We start from the raw sequence: 19,155 nt of genomic DNA on the forward strand, positions 1-19,155 counted from the left end.
TCTATATAAAAAGAATACTATTAATCTTCTTCTTCTTCATCACTTCTTAAGCTCGAAGAATCTTCCTTAGAAGAATCTGCAATAGAATCTCTCATTGTAGTATCAGCCTGTAAGTTTTTCAACTTATAATAATCCATAATACCTAAGTTTCCTTTACGGAAAGCTTCTGCAATAGCTAATGGTACTTCAGCCTCTGCTTCAATTACTTTAGCTCTAGATGATTGTGCTTTAGCTTTCATTTCTTGCTCTACCGCAACAGCCATAGCTCTTCTTTCTTCAGCTTTAGCTTCTGCTACTTTAAGGTCAGCATCTGCTTGGTCGATTGATAGTTTTGCACCAATGTTATCTCCAACATCAATATCAGCAATATCAATAGAAAGAATTTCAAATGCAGTACCAGAATCAAGTCCTTTACCTAATACTAGTTTTGAAATTTTATCAGGATTCTCTAAAACTTCTTTATGAGATAATGAAGAACCAATTGAAGTTACAATACCTTCACCAACACGAGCTAAGATTGTTTCTTCACCAGCACCACCAACTAATTGAGCAATGTTTGCTCTCACCGTAACACGTGCTTTAGCAACTAATTGAATACCATCTTGTGCTACTGCTGATACATTTGGCGTATTAATTACTTGAGGGTTTACTGAAATTTGAACTGCTTCAAATACATCCCTACCTGCTAAATCTACTGCTGCAGCCAATTTAAATGATAAAGGAATATTAGCCTTATCTGCAGAAATTAATGCTTTAATAACAGAAGGAACATGACCACCTGCTAAATAGTGTGTTTCTAAATCTGATGATGTTAAATCCAAACCAGCTTTAGTTGCTGTAATCAAAGAGTTAACTATGATTTTTGGGGGCACTTTACGAATACGCATTCCAACTAGACTGAATAGACTAATTCTTACATTAGAGAAGAATGCAGTAATCCATAAGTTTACTGGAACGAAATACAATAGTGCAAAGAATCCGATAATACCTAATAAGAGGATACCGGTAACAAATGGCAAAGTCATTTCTTAATTTTAGTTTATAAATTTAAAAAATTAGTTATTTGGTGGTAATATAGCATTTATATTTTATTGAAATGATGTTTAATATCAACTTTTTCTTTTGGAGAATTTTTAGATATTTGCATTTCATACAATTCAATTAGCTCATGTTCGATAATTACTATAATCTTCGTGACATGAACATTTGTTCGTTCGCTAACACATCGAACTAAGAATAGAATTAAATTATTATTTACTAACCAAAATTAATTTACACGTGAGTAAGACAACAACGGGGCATCCCAAAGGTTTGTATACCTTGTTTGCCACAGAGTTCTGGGAAAGATTTAGTTACTACGGAATGCGTGGTTTTTTTGTACTTTATCTAACCGCTGAATTGATCAATGGTGGATTTGGTCTTGATAAAAAAGCAGCCTATAGTATTTATGGTATTTTTACTGCATTAGTATATATCACCCCTATTATTGGTGGTATTTTAGCAGATAAATTGATAGGGCAACGTAAATCAATATACATCGGTGCTTTACTGATGGCATTAGGACAATTTACAATGGCATTATCAGTGGCTACTCACCACGATATGTTCTTAACACGTGAAATGTCACTTTACTTAGGTTTAGGGCTATTGATTCTAGGTAATGGATTCTTTAAACCAAACATCTCTACGATGGTTGGTGGTTTATATAGTTCTAATGACCCGAATAAAGATAGTGGGTTTACTATTTTCTATATGGGTATTAACCTTGGAGCCTTTGTGACTAACTTTATTGGTGGATCACTAGCTGAAAACGTTGGTTGGCAATATGGATTTATTGCAGCAGGTGTAGGTATGGTTATTTCTACTATTTGGTTCTTCTTAAGAGAAACTTCTATTGTAAGTGGAGAAACAAATCTTCCTGTAGGTATGCCTCCAAAAGATGACCCCGAAGCAAAAAATAAATTAGTTTCTAAAGATTGGTCAAATATCCTTGTTTATGTAGCTGGTATTACTGTATTCTCATATATTCTTGTTCATATAATAATTACTGTGGACACGGATCTTATCATGAATGTGGTATATGCTTTAGCTGTAGCAGGTATTTCATATTTAGGTTGGACTATCTTCCAAAATACTTCAGGTAAAACTGAGTGGAGCCGTGTAATTGTAATTCTTGCATTAGCTGTATTTAATGTAGTATTCTGGTCAGGTTTTGAACAAGCTGGTACATCATTCAATACTTTTGCAAACGAATATACGAACCGTAATTACCTAACAGGTATTTTAGGTGAAGAAGGAATTCCTGCTTCTTGGTTCCAATCGATCAATGCCGTTTTCATTATTATCCTAGCTCCTTTATTCACAATTATCTGGGATAAATTATCACAAAATAAATTAAACCCAAGAACTCCATTCAAATTTGCATGGTCTCTAGTATTCTTAGGTATTGGTTTTGGAGTAATGGCTATTGCAAATGATACTTACAATGAGTCTCAGATGTTGATTTCACCAATGTGGTTAGTAATGGTTTACTTCTTCCATACGGTGGGTGAATTATGCATGTCTCCTATTGGTTTATCAATGATCACTAAATTATCTCCTCCAAAAATTGTTTCTGTAATGATGGGTCTTTGGATGGGTTCAATTGCCTTAGGTAATGGCTTAGCATCTCAAATGACTGCTATTTCAGAAAAATATGGTTTTGATACATTCTATTTCATTACTATATATGCATTAGTTGCAGCAGTAATTGCCTTCTTGGTATCACCTATTTTAAATAAATTAATGAAAGGTATTCACTAGAATATCTAATTTAAGATAAATGAAAACGGTCATCAGATTAATTCTGATGACCGTTTTTTTATTTGATAACCAATTCTATAGGTTGACATTCGTTTTCTTGAACATTTAGATCTAATTTCTTTAAAGGCATCCTTCTATCAAACTGTATTTTATTCTGAACCATAAATATTTCATAGTTCCCATGCTTTAAAGGTACATGAAGGTTTTGTGTATTTTCACAGCTCACATCTGGATTACTTTCTTTTAGGTAACCTAAAAAATCAAATTCTTCCGTATCAAGATCCTTAATAAAAACAAAGAAACCGTGCTTATCTAATTTCTTTTCGTGAGAATAAAATATAGCATTCCCAACATAAGCACCTTTTTTTAATGGTGTTTTTACTTCAGCCCTATGGTCTTTAAATATGACCTCGTGAATATGAGCTGAAAACACCTCTGTTAAATCGTAGTTGACATCAAGATATACTTTTTCAAAAGTGGCATGTCCATTTTTGACTTTTGATATACCAAATACATTTTCTACATATTTTTCATTGTCATAATAGACCTTGGTAATTTTATCATCCTCAACAAATACTCTCGCATTCATGAGTTCTTTCTGATATTTATTGAAAAAGTCTTTGTCTTTGGGCATGATAATCCAGACTTCATGCCACCCCACATCAGGAGAAGGTAAAAGCTTTTTAGATTTGTGGTAATAATCCTTTAATTCAGAAACAGAATTTACTTGCTGTGCATCAACTTTGATAGTAAAAAACAAGACGAATAAGATTGATAGGGTTGTTATTGATTTCATAGTACATTAGGTTTTAACCTAAAATACATATAAATTAATTACTGATAATCAACAACTTAACGAAGTTATATATTTAATGACTTAACTCCCATTTATTTTTATCATTATAAAAAATTTCACCATTTTTCACTGTCAATGGTGACGCAAAATTATTGTGATATAACTGTCCTGTACCTAAACCATGAGGCTTATCAATTTCATAGTTAGCTGTAAATTGTGCTATAGCATTTAAACCAATATTAGACTCTAATGCTGATGTCATCCACCAAGGAATATTTCTTGATTCAGCATGGTTAATCCATTGTTTACAAGCTTCTAAGCCTCCTACTAAGGCAGGTTTTAAAATGATATATTGAGGATGAATAATATCTAACAACTCTTCTTGCAAATGATCCTCTATTCCTATTAATTCTTCATCTAAAGCTATTGGTATGGGTGTTTTGACACATAAATCTGCCATAGCTTCTAATTGTTTAGGCCAGATAGGTTGTTCTATAGAATGAATTTCAAAAACTGACAACCTATTTAATTTTTCTAATGCCTCATCAACAGCAAAAGCTCCGTTTGCATCTACCCTTAATGAAATCTCTTTAGAAGAATATTGAGACCTTATGTATTTTAAAAGTTCTAGTTCTTGTTCAAAATCAAGAGCTCCAATTTTCATTTTTATACAATCAAAGCCTTTTTCTAATTTTTGATCAATTTGTTCTTTCATAAAGGATTTATCTCCCATCCACACTAAGCCGTTAATTGGAATGGGTTGACCCTTAAAAAATGAATTATCAAAAATCATCTTTTTTCCTCCATTTTTTAAATCTAGGAGAGCAGTTTCAAAAGCAAAATAGAAACTAGGGTAAATATCTTTATCTATAAAATCAGGTAATTCTTCTAGAGTAACATTTTCTTCATTTAAGGTTTTGATTAGTATTTGTAACCTAAATTCATAATCATCAAAATGGTCAATACTTAGTCCTTTAAGTGTATTACATTCACCATAACCAATAATTTCTTGATCGTTTTGATCAAAAGCTTGTACGATGAAGCAATTTTTTTTTGTAATCGCACCTCTTGATGTTTTAGCAGGAAAATTAAAAATCAATTCCTTTTTAAAGTAGTTAAACTTAATCATCTTATAATTTATTCACCTGATATTCGTCCCCCAATTTGAAAGAGGCTAATTTTTCTAACATCTCTTCTTGTTCAAAAGTACCTTTTTTGAAATTAGAAATTTTGCCTATTGTATCATCATTTTGAAAAATCACTGATTCTAGCATCCAATCAAGCTTTCTTGTCGCTGGATTTCTTCTTCTAGTTTTATAAAAAAAGGCATCTCTATTCCCTAATAATACTTTATCTACTTTTGGATCGTCTAGATAACGAACATAACGTTGTCTAAATACTTTATCTATGGTAGTCTGATCATTAAAATTTTCTAATTGATATACCAAGGTTCCTTTTTGAGAATTTTCGATGTAACAGCTAAGTTCTGTTTCATTTACTTCTAAAAGTGCTGTTTTTCCTCGTCTACTGTCTTTGGTACAAAAATCAAATGCCACCATTCTTTCGGTTGGTTCTAATGCATCTGGCAATGCCCCTAAAAGTCTTCTTACGCTATTATATTCATCTACAGAATGACTACCTCCAATATTTCTAGCAAATGCTTTTAATAAATTGATGTCATTCTTATCAGATTGTATTAATGTGAGTAATAAACCTGAGGCAGACTCTAAGACTAAATAAGACCTCAATTCTTTAGGGTTGATGGTAACTGCATAACCATTCATTTGCCAATCATTATTTACCGTGATTGCTTCCTGTTTTTGCACATTATATCTTTTGGATTTAAGAATTCTATCTGCAAATTCTTTAGATATATGTTCTTGGAAATCATTTTTCTCTTTCAGTTTAATGAGATGAATTGTAATGTTTGTTTTAGAAAAGGGATCTTGATAATTCCCTTCTACAATTTCTTCTACATTTTTATTGAAATTTCTCTGAGTAATGCCTCTAGGATAATCAAATTCAACATTTCTACTGATACTGTTCGATCTTAAATTTAAATCATCAAAATAAGATAAAGACTTCAAAGAATTAACTTTAAAATTTTCACTATAAGGCAGTTGCAATAATAGATCTAACGAAGACCAACTTACTGGATAATTATCTACATCATTTTCATTTACAGGTAATAATTCTTGTTGAAGTGAATTATAATTTTGAACTTCTAATGAGTTTAAGCCATAGCTATCCTCTATCTTCATTTTTAGTGCTAACACATCTTCAAGGCTTTTCTCGGCACCTATCATTAAATGATACCACTTTCCATTAATATCATTTATCTGTGATATAGCATAGGGTTCTAAACCTTTTTGTTCTAGATATGAAATTCCATTCTCTAATTCATCATATTCTCGAAAAGAAGCAATTTTCACAGAAAAAGGCTTTTCGTCACTAAACTGTTCAGGAGAACATGCTCCGAATAAAAAAGCGATGGAAATTAAAAATAAAAATTTACTAGTATATTTCATTACGATGTAATCCAGTTGTTAGTATGTAAAGTTAATACACCTATTTAGTTTCATTTACTTCGGATATTGTTTCCATATCATTTTTAACTAAAAATATAGATATGATTTCATCTCCGTATTCTAATTTCTTTAAAATATCAAAGCCTTCTACTACTTCTGCGAAGATGGTATATTTCCCATCTAAATGATGAGTTGGTTTTAATGAAAAGAAAAATTGACATGATTCTGTGTCTTTACCTGCTGAAGCGATACCTAAAGAACCAGTCTTATAATTCAATTTAGAAAATTCAGACGGAATATTATAATCTAAACCACCAAACCCATCTCCTCTTGGATCTCCACCTTGTGTTACAAAATTCGGAACCATTCTATGAAAATGAAGGTGATCATAAAAACCGCTATCAATTAAACTAATGAACATACTAACAGTAGCAGGAGCCTCTTCCACCTTTAATTGTATGTCGATTTCTCCTTTTTCCGTTTTGATTCTTGCAATCTGATTTTGCTCAATATTTTGTATGTATTCCCATTGAACTCCTTTGTTTTTATGAGGTGTTTCAAAGTGATATTCATCCCCTTTTAATAAGGCAATTGTTTTTTCTATTTCAACAAATGCTTCAATTTGAAGTGGTAATTCTAATCCTGTCTTTTTCTGATCTAACTCATCAATTGTTAGAAGGTATTTACTGAATTTTTCTTTATTTTTTTGAATAAACTGACAGGCCAAATAGATTTGAGCAACATCATTCGTCTTTAAACATTCAGATAAAATTCTTTTTAATTCCTCTCCTTCTTTTGATGATACCCTCTTTTTTACAGAATACCTATCTAATACAATCTCAATTGCCGTCGTTTTTAACGGCATTGATGTAGTTGTCTTCCAAGTTTCGAAGGCAACATTTTGACCGAAATTAGATGCATTCAACGCTTTTAACCAAAGATTTTTTTCGTAAACAGAAGTTGAATTTTTAAAATGATCCATAGAAAAGTTAAACATCTTCTTATCCTTAGGTCTTTTTTGTAAAACAGCCTTCATGGCAACAGCTTTCACATTATTAAAATTCACTACCTCTAGAATATCAAATACTTCTTTAGCTTCAGACCAACCCAATTTCCCATAAATTGATTCTGCTGCAGTTAAAGCTACAATCGGATCATTATAACTTAAGTATTCGATAGATTTATTTATAACACCAGAATACCTCACTTTTTCGGTTGCTCTTAAAGCATTTTGAAGTACTCTACTTGATCTTTCATCATTCAAAATATGTTTAAGTGCAGTTGCACTTCCTGCACCTTTAGAGAAATTCTCAATCGCTTTAGTAAAGTTACCTCTTATTAAATCGTTTTTATTGTGCCTAGCATTTTCAAAAATATTAGAATTAAAAGTTTCCAACATTTGCTCACTGTCTATTCTAGCAAAATAAGCACTACACCATTCTTTAGTAACTTCACGTTTTGTCTTAGTGAAAATTCTCATAATTTGTTCTGCAGCATCATAAGATTGGTATCCCTGCCAATCATTTGCTCTGTGAAGACCTTTTACGATACCAAACATCACATCCTCGTCACTTAATACAAAGTGGGTAAGCAAGTAAATAGCCCCATCATTGGCACATTTACCTAAACTTTCGAACATATACTCTAGTAATTCTGTTTCTTTTTGATGTTTTACTATAAAATCAATAATAAATGGAGATAATGATGTTTCACCTATTTGCCCTAAAGCAAAAGCAGATGCTATCTTTATATCTGTATTATTAGATGTCAATAGAATATTCTTGAGATCTTCAATTGCTAAAGTATCTTGTACAGAACCAAGAGCAATTAATACTTCTTCTTGATAAACGGTATCCTTTAGAATCTTTAATAATTCTTTTGTATTACGTTCATCCCTAAGAGTATAAATTTCCCTAATTTTAGGGTCACTAAATTTATTAGTAAAAGTTTCTGATATTTCAGATTTTTGTTCTTCATCAGAACAAGAAAAAAGAAAGATACCAGTTAATAATAAATAAAAAATCGATAATAACTTATAGTTGCTCATTTGCGATAATATATGTTGATCGATAAATTAACCAATTAAAAACCTCATACACAAATTTTATGCGTGCAGTCGATATTATCATCAAAAAAAGAGAGCATTTAGAATTATCTTCTAATGAATTAAAGGAATTTTTACACGGATACTTAAAAGGTGATGTTACCGATTATCAAATGTCTGCCTTTCTAATGGCCGTATTTCTAAACGGTCTTTCAGATAATGAATTAAAAGTGCTTACTGAAACAATGAGAGATTCTGGAGATCTTATTCATTTAGAAGGAGTAGAAAGATTTTTAATTGATAAACATAGTACTGGAGGTGTTGGTGATAAAACGAGTATTGCTTTGGCTCCTCTTTTGTCGACTTTTGGCATCGGAACAGCTAAAATGTCTGGTAAAGGTTTGGGGCACACAGGTGGTACATTAGATAAATTTGATGCTATCCCTGGTTTTAAGTTTCCTGCCTCTGAGGAGGAAATGGTAAAAAGTATAGACCATAGTGGCATTGGCATTATGGGTCAAACTGAAGATATCGTTCCATTAGATAAAAAACTATACGCACTTAGGGATGTTACAGGGACTGTCGACAGCTATCCTTTGATTGCCTCAAGTATTATGAGTAAAAAACTAGCTGTTCGCTCTGATGGTATCATATTAGATGTGAAAGTTGGCGATGGTGCATTTATGAAGACCCTAGAGAATGCCCAGACTCTAGCTAATATTATGAGAGATATTGGTAGCATGTTTAATAGAAAAGTTCATATCGTTTTAAGTGGTATGGAACAACCGTTAGGTAATGCCATTGGAAATGGATTGGAGGTTTATGAAGCCGTAGAATCTTTAAAAGGAAATGGGCCTAAGGATTTCGAAGAGTTAATTACAACTATCACTGGTATCGCTTTAGTCCAAAAAGGTGATGTGAAAACTATTGAAGAAGGTATAAATATGGCTATTGAAAAGTTACATTCCGGAGAAGCAGTAACTGCTTTAAGAGATTTTGTTGCTGATTGCCATGGTGATGCATCTTATATAGAACAACCAGAAAAATTCTTAACAGCGAAATATAAATTCGAATTAAAAGCTGAAGAAAGTGGTTGCATTTCACAATTAAAAGCCGAATCTGTAGGTACTGCAGGCATGCTTTTAGGGGCTGGTCGTGAAACGAAAGACGATATCATTGATCATGCTGTTGGAATTGTATTAGAGAAAAAGGTAGGTGATAAAGTAAACATCGGTGACACTCTTGCTGTTTTACATTACAATAATGAAAATGATAAATTTAAACAGTCATTAGCATTACTTCAATCTGCATATGTGATATCAAATTCTAACATTGAAACTCCTAAAGTAATTCTTGATATTCAGTAAAAATTAGAGTTAATGAAGAACTTTTGTGGTTATAATTATTAATAATTGTAAAAGAAACAATCATAAACCACTCAAATAGTAAATTTGCCCGTTAACAAAAAAAACATAATTCAATAATATAAATAGATATGAGTATAGCTAAATACGTTGATCATACAATTTTGGCAGCTAATGCAACTGCCTCACAAATCATTACTCTTTGTGAAGAAGCTAAAGAACATCAGTTTTTTTCTGTTTGTGTTAATTCTTCTTTCGTTCCATTAGCAAAAGAACACACATCTGGAAGCGATGTAGCTGTTTGTGCTGTAGTTGGTTTCCCATTAGGAATGATGAACACTGAATCAAAAGTATTTGAAGCAAAATCAGCTGTTGAAAATGGTGCCGATGAAATTGATATGGTAATCAATGTAGGTAAACTTAAAGACGGAGAAAACGATTATGTTGAAAACGAAATTCGTCTTATTAAAGAAGCTATTGGTGAAAGAGTACTTAAAGTTATTATAGAAACTTGTTACTTAACAGATGAGGAAAAAGAAAGAGCTTCAAAACTTTCTGTAAATGCTAATGCTGATTTTGTAAAGACTTCTACCGGTTTTGGTACTGGAGGAGCAACTTATGAAGATATTCAAATTATGAAAGATGCCGTAGCTGGTAAAGCTCAGTTAAAAGCATCTGGCGGTGTTCGTGATTACGAAACTGCACAAAAATATATTGATATGGGAGTCACTAGATTAGGTACTTCTAGTGGTATTAAAATTATTCAAGGCGGTACAGCTGATGAAGGAAGTTACTAATTATTATGAGTAAAAGAGTTGTTTTAATCGTACTCGATAGTGTTGGAATTGGTTTTAGTGCTGATGCCGACGAATATGGAGATCGTGGGTCAAATACTTTAGGTCACATTGCAGACAGTGCAGGGTTAGATATACCTAATATGCACCGTATGGGACTTGGTAATATAGCGCCTCTACACGGTCTACCTTCTTTAGGAACTACTTCTGCTGCTTATGGTATGGCAAAGGAAATTTCTAAAGGAAAAGATACAACTACTGGTCATTGGGAAATTGCAGGTCAAATATTATCTGAACCTTTCCCTACCTACCCTAATGGTTTTTCTGATGAAATTATTTCAGCTTTTGAAAAAGCAACAGGTAGAAAGACTATTGGTAATAAAGTAGCATCTGGTACTGCAATAATTAATGAATTAGGTGATCAACACGTTGCGTCTGGAGATTTAATTATTTATACCTCTGCAGACTCTGTTTTTCAAATTGCAGCACATGAAGATATTGTTTCTGTAGAAGAACTTTATAAGTATTGTGAGATTGCTAGAGAACAGCTAAATGTAGGGCGTGTAATTGCCAGACCTTTTGTTGGAGAAAATGGTAATTATACTAGAACATCTAACCGTCATGATTATTCTTTAGAACCATCTGAGAATATGTTGACGAGAATAAAAGCGGCTGGTAAAGATTCTATCGGTGTAGGTAAAATTTATGATATCTATGCAGGTAAAGGATTTACTGATCATATCTACACTAAAAGTAATGAGGAGGGAATCAATAAAACTATTGACTACGTAAAGGAAGATAATAATGGTCTTATCTTCACCAACCTTGTTGATTTCGATATGTTATTTGGACATAGAAGAGATCTTATCGGTTACAGAGACGCTTTAGAATATTTTGATCAAAGACTTCCTGAAATTACCGATGCAATGAGTGATGATGATGTTCTTATCATTACTGCTGACCATGGCAATGATCCTATCTTTAAAGGGACAGATCACACAAGAGAACATATTCCTATTTTAGTATATGGTAAAAAAGTAAAACCGGTTAATATTGGTTTTAGAAATACATTTGCTGATATCGGAACAACTATAGAAGAATTATTATTAAATGAAGCGCCTACTACTGGTAGCTTCGCATCCATGATTTTATAAGATGAGTATTCATATTGGTGCTAAACCGGGAGACGTGGCTGAGATTGTATTAATGCCAGGTGACCCTTTAAGAGCAAAATTTATTGCAGACAATTACCTTGAAGATGTTGTACAATACAACAATGTAAGAGGCATGTTAGGTTTTACAGGAACTTACAAAGGACATAGAATCTCTGTACAAGGTTCTGGTATGGGTATCCCTTCTATTGGTATCTATGCTCATGAATTAATTACAGAATTTAATGTACGTAAATTGATTCGTGTAGGGAGTTGTGGTTCTATGCAACCACATATAAAGCCAAGAGATTTGATTATTGCTATGTCAGCATCTACAGATTCTTCTTTTAACCAAAATCGTTTTGGTGGAAAGGACTACTCTCCTGCTGGTGATTTTGAAATGATCAGAAAAGCTAACGAAGTAGCAAAATCTAAAGGTATTAAACCATTTAATGGTAATATTTTATCTTCTGATGCTTTTTATGGAGATGATGCTGATGAGTGGAAAAAATGGGCGAAATATGGTGTTTTAGCCGTTGAAATGGAAACAACAGCATTATATACAATTGCAGCTCAATTTAACGCAAGTGCTATGACTATCCTTACTGTATCGGATAGTTTAGTAACTGGTGAGGAATTAAGTTCTGAAGATCGTCAGAATACATTTACTGATATGATGGAAATTGCTTTAGAAACAGCAATTACTGACTAATCAGAATTGATTAATCTTATTTATAATCAAACCTTATCAATTGATTATATTTTAAGTATTAGATAATAATGGAGTTATAAATGAAGCTAAATTGTTTTTAGTTAATTTATAACTCCATATTTTTTTTATCTGAACCGGTCTCCTATTTTTGCATCGTTTTTAACTTCATTCAAACTTCTAATCCATGAAATATATCAAATACATTTGGGGCTTAACACTTTTAATCTATCTAGGATTAAATCTATTGACTTATATCTATCTTCCCGAAGAAGGTGTAACTGTACTTCAGAAAACCGGTAGTAGTACAGCAATTTTCATGACTAGAAGTGATTTCTTTTATGCTTCTATGGGGAGCTTATTATTAGTCAATATCTTCTTTATGACTATTGGTAATGGTATTCTATACTTTCCAAAAATCATGGTATTTGCTCCAAATAAAGAGTATTGGTATTCTAATGAAGAAACAAGAAATAAATTTGTAGAGATTGTCAAAGGATGGTCTAAAGGTATGGCTACAATTTTAACTCTTTTACTATTGACAGCTGTAGGAGCAATCTACCAAGCCCAAGGTCACGATCCTTTTGCTTTTAGAGTAGAATACTCACCAATGATCTTATGGGTCTTTGCAATAATATGGCTAGGCTGTTATTTCTTTGTCTTGAAAAAGCCAAATAACGTGACCGAGTAAAGTAATTTACAATATATCATATATAAAAATAGGCTATCCCAATACTATTGAGATAGCCTATTTTTTTATAAGAACGATAATTATGCTTTATCCTCTGTATTTTTTTTCTCTAAACAGTTTTTACAAACACCATAGAAGTTTAATGAGTGACTCTCAATTTCACAACTATAGATCTCTTCTACCATTTGTTGAATTTTTTGGATTCTAGGGTCACAGAACTCAAAGATCTCATGACACTCCTTACAAATAAGGTGATCATGTTGTTTAAAACCATGTGCTTTTTCATATAAAGCCAAGTTCTTTCCAAACTGATGCTTAGTGATAAGGTCACAATCAAGTAATTTATCTAGAGTATTATAAACCGTAGCACGGCTTACTCGGTAGTTTTTGTTCTTCATGTTGATATAAAGTGATTCAACATCAAAGTGCCCACCTCTACTATAAATCTCTTCTAAAATAGCAAAGCGTTCTGGAGTTTTTCTTAACTTCTTCTCCTCCAAATACTTGACAAATATTTCTTTAATATCTTCCATTCGAGCAAAATTTAATAATTGGAATTTAATTCTACGGCATCTTTTAACTCATAGATTAATCCCGTTTCTTGATCATTTAAATGAAGGGTACCTTTAAAAGACACTTCTTCCTCATCAATTTCTCTATGATTTTTTAGAAAAATTGCCACAACAGATTCAGGCCCTGCTCCTCCACAAAAAAAACAACTTGAAAAAGGATAAACGGATAACATGATGGAATTGTCTTCTGTCTCAACAGGTAGAACAAAACCTTTGATTACCACTTCCTTTTCACTTAAAGCTTTTACTTCATCAGTAAATAATGGAAAAGGAATATCCATCTCAAATTCCTCAGAATATTTATATTCCCAGTCTACATTTAATAGCTTTTCCCAAATTTCATCCTCTTGTAGTGAAAAAGACGAAAGAAGGGTTCCTAAAAGAATGAAAATAATTACGCGAAATTTCATCTGACTATGAATTATTTTCTGGTTGATTAGGAGGATTATTTCCTTCATTTCTGTTGAAATCCCCTTTTCTACTTTTCCAATGCTCCTTCTTATTATTACCTCTTGGTCCTCCTCCTCTAAATTTAGGATTTTGTTGATTTTTAGCTTTATTTTCAAGCATTTTTTGCTGTTTAGTCACTTGTGCTTCTTTGCGTTCACCAGCTTCTAATTCACTTAAATCAAACTCTTCACCTTGAGAAGAAGACTCAATAACTAATCTTTGATTTTTAATATTATCCTTTCTATCCTGCAATAATTGTTTTGCATTAGGGCGGATCATATTTTTAACCTCGTTATTTCTTACTTTGACAATGTCTACAGCTTGCATAAGTGCTTCTCTAAACGATGTCTCATCAGCAATACCTTTTCCTGCTATATTATATGCTGTCCCATGATCAGGAGATGTTCTCACTATATCAAGTCCTGCAGTATAATTCACTCCATTTTCGAATGCATGCAATTTAAATGGTATCAGCCCTTGATCATGATACATACATAGTATACCATCATAATTTTTAAAAGAGAAGGTACCAAAGAATCCATCAGCCGGGAAAGGACCGAAAACTAGATTTCCTCTTTTCTTAAACTCTTTTACAACAGGTCCAATTATATTAATTTCTTCGTCACCTAATAAGCCTTCCTCTCCTGCATGTGGATTTAACCCCATTACAGCAACCTTAGGTTTAGTAATACCAAAATCCTTTTTCAAAGACTCAATCATTACTTCTAGTTTTGCAGTCACTTTTTCTTTAGTGATTGCTGCAGAAACATCTTTAATTGGGATATGACCAGTAACAACTCCTACACGTAAATCACCAGAACAAAGAGTCATTAAAGTTTCTCTACCTTTAGCGAAATTTTCATTATAGTATTCAGTATGACCCGCATACTGGAATTTTTCACTTTGAATATTAGCTTTATTGATTGGAGCAGTAACTACTGCGTCAATTACTTCAGATTTTAAATCTTCAGACGCTTTCTCAATAGACAAATAAGCACAATTCCCTGCCTCAGGAGTTACCTTACCTGGATCAAGTTCTTGAATTTCATTCCAACAGTTAACCACGTTAATTTTTTGGTCGTGGATATAGCTGTTGTTATTATATTGATGATAAGTAAATTCCTCAATATTTAATATCCTTTTGTATTTGGTTAGGATTTTACCAGAACCGTATACAACTGGAGTACATATATTAGCAATCCTCTTGTCTTGTAACACTTTAACAATTACTTCTGGTCCAATACCATTGTAATCACCAATAGTGATACCTATGCGAGGTTTGTTTGATTTTCTATTCTTTAGAGTTTTGTTTTCCTTCATAATCTTATTAAAAGTAGAATTCAGTATTTCTACATTTTTTTCAATTAATCAAAAGTAATCATTTATGCTATTATTTCTAAGTTAAATTGTATTAACCTTAGATTGTTTTTAAAGATAAATTTTGACTTGTTATTTAACAGTTATAGAAACTTATATCTTTTAGTTATCAAGAAGACCTTAAAACATTATAAAATTAATAAAATTGGATTAAACCATAATAAAGTTTAAGGCAGCCCCTCTATCTAATATTTATCTTAGTCTTTAACCTTTAAAATGAGTATTTTTGTGAAATTGAACAGAAATGCTTTGTGTATGAAATACTTCATCAAACTTCCGTTTAATATTGTTGGCTTCTTTGTGTAAAGGATGACCGACATGTGTATGTGATTAAATTCCACGAATGAAAAGACTTTACTACTTAATATATATTCTCATTTTAACCGGTATTGTGAGCTATTGGGTGTACAACACTTTCTACTCAAAGGTAGAAGACACGCCCTTTATTTTCTCTCATGAAATACCTCAACATGATTTAGAAGTCAATGAAAGACGTCATCAAGAAAGAATTATCAAAGCGAATCAACCTGGTAAATTCCTTCAAATGATGAAATCCCTTCGTACACAAAAGGGAGATAAAAAATCAAATTATCAAATCGGTTACAAACAAAATGAACTAATTTTAAACTCATCAAGTAGTAAAAACCCCTATTTTGATTCATTATTTTGGAAAGAAAATGGACCATTAAATTTATCAGGAACTACATTTAGTGTTATTTCTGACTTAAATGATTCTACACAATCTTCTTGGTTTGCTACTACCTCTTCTGGTGACATATGGAAAACGACCAATAAAGGACGTAAATGGTTTAGTATTACCGATTCAATTCCTAATGTTCCGATTACGAAAATCGTTCAATCAAAATCAAAGCATAACATTCTCTACGCAATTACTGGCGAAACTTATGGTGAAAATTTCATAGTGAAAGGAGAAGGTTTAATCAAAAGCGTTGATGGAGGGAAAAATTGGCATATCTTAAACAATACTTTAAAAGAAAAATTTCAGGTCATTAATTCAATAATTATTGATCCAAAGAATGATAAAAAAGTTGTTATTTCAACCACTAGGCAAACTGAAAACAAAAAACTAATTTGCTATATTTTAAAATCAAATGACGGTGGCTTCACTTGGAATCAAGTATATGAAAGTGAAAATATAATTCAAACATTGACTTATCAACCTAGTAATTTTAATATTATTCTCGCTGGTATTAAAAATAAAGGGGTCATTAAAAGTATCAATGGTGGGAATACTTGGGGGAAAGTAGGTAATAATTTCATTATGGGTGGAAGAATCAACCTTGCTTTTGCTAAAATTAACACTTCCATTGTGTTGTGCTCTACTACGGGTAAAGGAAAGAAAAAAGGGAAGCTATTCGTTTCAATGGATGCCGGCACTAACTGGAAAAGATTATATATAGACACTCCTTTTGAACAAATCTATGGTGGCCAAGGTTGGTACAATAATTTTATTGAAGCCCACCCCTACGAAACCTATTCATTTTACATTGGCGGTGTAAATATCAATAAACTTTCGATCAAGAATTTTGAAACAGGTTTTTCAATAATAAAACCTCTATCTGATGCCTATTCAGAATATCACGGCCCTAATAATTATATACAAAAAACTGGCTTAACTGTACAAAAAGGGTTACATCCAGATCATCATCAGATACAAATTATAAATCAGAAAGACAGTGTTTTTCAAATGATCTCAGCCAATGATGGTGGTATATATGTTAGTGATATTAGTAAAAAACCAGGAGAAGAAAATAACACCTGGCAATTTAGTTCTTACGGTTTACATGCTACTCATTTTTATGATATTGATAAACATCCTTATCAAAATCAGTATATCGGAGGTTCTCAAGAAAATGGCTCATGGATATCTCCTATCAACCCCAATTATTACAGTAAATACAGAAGAGCACTTCCAGGGGATGGGTTTGATCTAATTTGGAATAAAAGCAATGCTAATAAAATTATTGGGAGTATTTATTACAATCACTTTTATCTTTCAAAAGATGGTGGTTATTCGTTTAAAGAATTGAATAATGGGCTTCTTGATGTTGATAAAGACGCTCCTTTCTACTCAAAACTAGCGAATACATCCGATAGACCTAATACTTTATTTACACTAGGAAAATCTGGTGTATGGTTCTCTGAAGATTTTGGTGAATCTTGGTTTTTAAGTCCCATTAAAAACAAATGGAGACTATTAAAATTTATGGATATTGAAATTTCTACTGCCAATCCTGATATCATATGGGCTGGTGCTGAAATGAGTAATAATTTTAGAATCCACGTTTCTACTAATGGTGGTAAATCATTCCGCCCTACTTCGAATTTTTTGTATAGAGGTAAAGAAATGGGCCAAGTTTCTAAGATTGTTTCAGATCCTATTGATTCTTTATCTGCCTACATCTGTTTTTCTTTTAAAGGTGCTTCGAAAATTATCAAAACCACCGATTTAGGCAGAACATGGAAAGACATATCAGGTTACAGCGATAATAAAGCGAAAAAATTACCTGATGTAGAAGTTTATGATCTATTAGTCTTTCCTTTTAATAATGATATTATATGGGCAGGTACAGAGATTGGTATTTATGAAACAATCGATGGAGGATTATCGTGGCATAAATTAAAAAGTAACTTCCCTCCAACTGCTGTTTGGAAAATCAAATTATACCAAAATAAAGTAATTGTATCTTCACAAGGTAGAGGTATTTGGAGCTTAATTCTACCTAGTATCAATACACCATCAATAACTACAACTTATATATCTAAAAACAACCTTCATTTAGAATTTGATCAGCCATTAAACACTTATGATTCTCTACAAATAAATATTGATGGCAAGAAACACTCTATCTTACCTGAACAATATATTGGTAACTCTTTATCGATTAAAAATATTACTAAAGCCTCGACTATCACTCCTATTGCTTATAAAGAATCTTTAAGTTATTCAGGCAAGAGTAAAAAGCACACTGTATACCTAAATAATAACGTAGTAAAGCATTTACATTTTGATCAAAATACAAATGCAGTTCACGAATTGCTATCAGGTGATTTATTTATTAATAATGAAGCTGATGGATTTATGAACTCTTTGCAAAGCCGTCATCCATATGAAATCAACAAAACAACATTTAGTTACATCAATAAAAAAATTGTAATTAGTGATAGTGTGAGTACTATTAACTATAAAGATGTTGCTTTAATAAATAAAGATGATTTTGTCAATATACAGGCTAGCAAAGATTTAACGCATTGGAAGGATATTGTCACCCCTTATAATTCATCAATTAATAGTGATTGGCTTTTCACTATCAATAAAAATGATGTAAAAGGAGCACAAAATCTAGAAGTATTACATTCTATAAATTTACACGACTATTTTGAAGCAGGTGACACAATAAACATAAGGTTTAAACTAAATTCGACCTTAAGTAAAAATAATTGGGGTTGGGCAATCACTTATTTTGATGTTCAAGGTAATCATGCTTCCGAAATACCGGCAATTAATTTTGATGATATAATTCCTATTCAAGCTAGTGTCTATCCTAGTGTAGTTAAAGACCAAAAAATCAATGTTGAAGTATTGAGTAACTCAGATAAATTGATGAACATTAAAATCATGAATTTAATTGGTAATAAGGTACTTGAAAGACAACATATTAAACTAAACAAAGGATGGAATAATTATCCAATAACACTTCCTACCTTAACTTCAGGTATGTATGTTATAAACCTTGAATATGAAAATAAAATAACATCATTAAAATTTATGATTAGTACTGAAAGTGAACTTCCTATTTAAGTAAGTTTTCTTTTTGATTGTTACAGTATTTGTTTTAATGAAATAAAACGACCT

15 protein-coding genes are annotated in these 19,155 nt (G+C 32.0%); 7 read left to right on the top strand and 8 right to left on the bottom strand.

What is annotated here, in order from left to right; translation table 11 throughout:
• Positions 1-20: 20 nt before the first annotated feature.
• Positions 21-1,025, bottom strand: coding sequence for a flotillin-like protein FloA (gene floA, locus NH26_RS04065; RefSeq protein ID WP_044221945.1), 1,005 nt, complete (start codon positions 1,023-1,025; stop codon positions 21-23).
• 253 nt (positions 1,026-1,278) lie between these two features.
• Here floA and NH26_RS04070 point away from each other — a divergent pair, with 253 nt between their 5' ends.
• Positions 1,279-2,802: a peptide MFS transporter gene (locus tag NH26_RS04070; protein ID WP_052431938.1), complete on the top strand. Its 1,524-nt coding sequence runs from the start codon at positions 1,279-1,281 to the stop codon at positions 2,800-2,802.
• A gap of 58 nt (positions 2,803-2,860) precedes the next feature.
• Here the strand turns inward: NH26_RS04070 and NH26_RS04075 are convergent, their stop codons facing one another.
• The 4 genes from NH26_RS04075 to NH26_RS25630 form a co-directional block, all read right to left on the bottom strand.
• Positions 2,861-3,598 carry a hypothetical protein gene (locus NH26_RS04075; protein ID WP_044221951.1) on the bottom strand — a complete coding sequence of 246 codons (738 nt, stop codon included), beginning with the start codon at positions 3,596-3,598 and terminating at the stop codon, positions 2,861-2,863.
• A gap of 73 nt (positions 3,599-3,671) precedes the next feature.
• Positions 3,672-4,727, bottom strand: coding sequence for an o-succinylbenzoate synthase (locus tag NH26_RS04080; protein WP_044221954.1), 1,056 nt, complete (start codon positions 4,725-4,727; stop codon positions 3,672-3,674).
• Position 4,728: 1 nt separating this feature from the next.
• Positions 4,729-6,126, bottom strand: coding sequence for an SPOR domain-containing protein (locus NH26_RS04085; RefSeq protein WP_044221962.1), 1,398 nt, complete (start codon positions 6,124-6,126; stop codon positions 4,729-4,731).
• A gap of 40 nt (positions 6,127-6,166) precedes the next feature.
• Positions 6,167-8,173 carry a peptidylprolyl isomerase gene (locus NH26_RS25630; protein WP_199880226.1) on the bottom strand — a complete coding sequence of 669 codons (2,007 nt, stop codon included), beginning with the start codon at positions 8,171-8,173 and terminating at the stop codon, positions 6,167-6,169.
• 59 nt (positions 8,174-8,232) lie between these two features.
• On the opposite strand from NH26_RS25630, the gene NH26_RS04095 reads away from it, so the two are divergent.
• The 5 genes from NH26_RS04095 to NH26_RS04115 all read left to right on the top strand — a co-directional run bounded on the left by NH26_RS04095 (position 8,233) and on the right by NH26_RS04115 (position 12,879).
• Positions 8,233-9,537, top strand: a complete 1,305-nt coding sequence (locus NH26_RS04095; protein ID WP_044221963.1) for a thymidine phosphorylase — start codon at positions 8,233-8,235, stop codon at positions 9,535-9,537.
• 128 nt (positions 9,538-9,665) lie between these two features.
• Positions 9,666-10,331, top strand: coding sequence for a deoxyribose-phosphate aldolase (deoC, locus tag NH26_RS04100; protein WP_044221964.1), 666 nt, complete (start codon positions 9,666-9,668; stop codon positions 10,329-10,331).
• Positions 10,332-10,336: 5 nt separating this feature from the next.
• Positions 10,337-11,482, top strand: a complete 1,146-nt coding sequence (locus NH26_RS04105) for a phosphopentomutase (protein WP_044221967.1) — start codon at positions 10,337-10,339, stop codon at positions 11,480-11,482.
• A gap of 1 nt (position 11,483) precedes the next feature.
• Positions 11,484-12,191, top strand: coding sequence for a purine-nucleoside phosphorylase (gene deoD / locus NH26_RS04110; protein ID WP_044221974.1), 708 nt, complete (start codon positions 11,484-11,486; stop codon positions 12,189-12,191).
• A 184-nt stretch (positions 12,192-12,375) separates the two neighbouring features.
• Complete coding sequence (locus NH26_RS04115) at positions 12,376-12,879, top strand: hypothetical protein (protein WP_044221977.1); 504 nt, start codon at positions 12,376-12,378, stop codon at positions 12,877-12,879.
• Positions 12,880-12,959: 80 nt separating this feature from the next.
• On the opposite strand, the gene NH26_RS04120 is transcribed toward NH26_RS04115, so the two are convergent.
• The 3 genes from NH26_RS04120 to pdxA are packed head-to-tail and all read right to left on the bottom strand — an operon-like array spanning position 12,960 to position 15,221.
• The gene (locus NH26_RS04120) at positions 12,960-13,412 is read right to left on the bottom strand and encodes a Fur family transcriptional regulator (protein WP_044221979.1); all 453 of its coding nucleotides are present in this window, start codon (positions 13,410-13,412) and stop codon (positions 12,960-12,962) included.
• Positions 13,413-13,423: 11 nt separating this feature from the next.
• Complete coding sequence (locus NH26_RS04125) at positions 13,424-13,861, bottom strand: hypothetical protein (protein ID WP_044221982.1); 438 nt, start codon at positions 13,859-13,861, stop codon at positions 13,424-13,426.
• A 4-nt stretch (positions 13,862-13,865) separates the two neighbouring features.
• On the bottom strand, positions 13,866-15,221 hold the full coding sequence (gene pdxA / locus NH26_RS04130; RefSeq protein ID WP_071397082.1) for a 4-hydroxythreonine-4-phosphate dehydrogenase PdxA: 1,356 nt from the start codon (positions 15,219-15,221) through the stop codon (positions 13,866-13,868).
• Positions 15,222-15,621: 400 nt separating this feature from the next.
• Between pdxA and NH26_RS04135 the strand changes: the two genes are divergently transcribed.
• Entirely contained in the window at positions 15,622-19,101 is a 3,480-nt protein-coding gene (locus NH26_RS04135; RefSeq protein WP_139262850.1) for a T9SS type A sorting domain-containing protein, read from the top strand.
• Positions 19,102-19,155 lie beyond the last annotated feature (54 nt).

The sequence above is a fragment of the Flammeovirga pacifica genome (genome assembly GCF_000807855.2).
GTDB classification, from domain to species: Bacteria; Bacteroidota; Bacteroidia; order Cytophagales; family Flammeovirgaceae; genus Flammeovirga; species Flammeovirga pacifica.

Bases quoted from the DNA above. Each gene is read 5' to 3' on its own strand.
- floA (WP_044221945.1), bottom strand. From the start codon at position 1,025: ATGACTTTGCCATTTGTTACCGGTATCCTCTTATTAGGTATTATCGGA.
- NH26_RS04075 (WP_044221951.1), bottom strand. From the start codon at position 3,598: ATGAAATCAATAACAACCCTATCAATCTTATTCGTCTTGTTTTTTACT.
- NH26_RS04080 (WP_044221954.1), bottom strand. From the start codon at position 4,727: ATGATTAAGTTTAACTACTTTAAAAAGGAATTGATTTTTAATTTTCCT.
- NH26_RS04085 (WP_044221962.1), bottom strand. From the start codon at position 6,126: ATGAAATATACTAGTAAATTTTTATTTTTAATTTCCATCGCTTTTTTA.
- NH26_RS25630 (WP_199880226.1), bottom strand. From the start codon at position 8,173: ATGAGCAACTATAAGTTATTATCGATTTTTTATTTATTATTAACTGGT.
- NH26_RS04095 (WP_044221963.1), top strand. From the start codon at position 8,233: ATGCGTGCAGTCGATATTATCATCAAAAAAAGAGAGCATTTAGAATTA.
- deoC (WP_044221964.1), top strand. From the start codon at position 9,666: ATGAGTATAGCTAAATACGTTGATCATACAATTTTGGCAGCTAATGCA.
- NH26_RS04105 (WP_044221967.1), top strand. From the start codon at position 10,337: ATGAGTAAAAGAGTTGTTTTAATCGTACTCGATAGTGTTGGAATTGGT.
- deoD (WP_044221974.1), top strand. From the start codon at position 11,484: ATGAGTATTCATATTGGTGCTAAACCGGGAGACGTGGCTGAGATTGTA.
- NH26_RS04115 (WP_044221977.1), top strand. From the start codon at position 12,376: ATGAAATATATCAAATACATTTGGGGCTTAACACTTTTAATCTATCTA.
- NH26_RS04120 (WP_044221979.1), bottom strand. From the start codon at position 13,412: ATGGAAGATATTAAAGAAATATTTGTCAAGTATTTGGAGGAGAAGAAG.
- NH26_RS04125 (WP_044221982.1), bottom strand. From the start codon at position 13,861: ATGAAATTTCGCGTAATTATTTTCATTCTTTTAGGAACCCTTCTTTCG.
- pdxA (WP_071397082.1), bottom strand. From the start codon at position 15,221: ATGAAGGAAAACAAAACTCTAAAGAATAGAAAATCAAACAAACCTCGC.
- NH26_RS04135 (WP_139262850.1), top strand. From the start codon at position 15,622: ATGAAAAGACTTTACTACTTAATATATATTCTCATTTTAACCGGTATT.